Annotated in this window: 1 protein-coding gene; it reads right to left on the minus strand. The window is 60.9% G+C overall.

Annotation, left to right across the window (positions count from 1 at the left end):
• Window positions 1-868, minus strand: an 868-nt coding sequence (locus K0T92_RS24560) for a condensation domain-containing protein (RefSeq protein WP_219875267.1), incomplete at both ends; no start/stop codon positions are given.

Consider the following 868-nt stretch of genomic DNA (forward strand, 5'->3'; position numbering starts at 1 on the left):
TCTTCCAGCGTGTAGCGGATACGCTCCTCCGGGTAGCTCGGGTCGATCGGCACATACGCGCCTCCCGCCTTCAGCACCGCCAAGATCGCCACGATCATTTCCGTTGACCGCTCCAACGCGATACCCACCAGCTCATCCGCTCGGACTCCCTGCTTCCGCAGCCTCCGTGCAAGACGATTCGAACGGGCATTCAGCTCTGCGTAGCTTAGACGCTCTTCTCCGTACACCAGCGCTGTACGCTCCGGCGCTCGCTTTACTTGCTCCTCGAACAGGCTGTGAATCGTCTGCTCCTTCGGATACGGCGCTTCCGTCCCGTTGAACGCCGCCAGTCGCTCGCACTCTTCCTCGGACAGCAGCGACAGCTCCCCGATCCGCTCCTCCGGCTTTGACGTCGCCTCCGTCAGCAGCTGCACAAAGTGACCCGCCAGTCGCTCCATGCTCGCTCGCCTGTACAACGACGTCCGGTATTGCAGTTGGAATACTAACCGTCCTTCCATCTCCGACGCTTGCAGCGCCAGATCGAACTTCGCCGCTTCCTGGCCTCCTCCGTACGGCGTCATCTTCAGACCGCCCCCGTAAGAAGCTTCCGCCTCCGTCATGTTCTGCATCGCGAACATCGTATCAAACAGCGGATTACGGCTCATATCCCGCTCCAAGTCCAGCTTCTCCACCAGTTCCTCCAGCGGGTAGTCCGCATGCTCGAACGCTTCCAGCGTCCGACGCTTCACTTCCGCCACCTGTTCCAGGAACGTCGCTTCCTTCTTCACTTCGTTACGCAGCGCCAGTGTCCCGACGAACATGCCGATGACCTGCTCCAAGTCCGCATGCGGGCGGCCCGCCACCGGCGTTCCAATGATGATATCCTCCT

This window comes from Paenibacillus oenotherae (assembly GCF_019443105.1).
Lineage (GTDB): Bacteria > Bacillota > Bacilli > Paenibacillales > Paenibacillaceae > Paenibacillus_Z > Paenibacillus_Z oenotherae.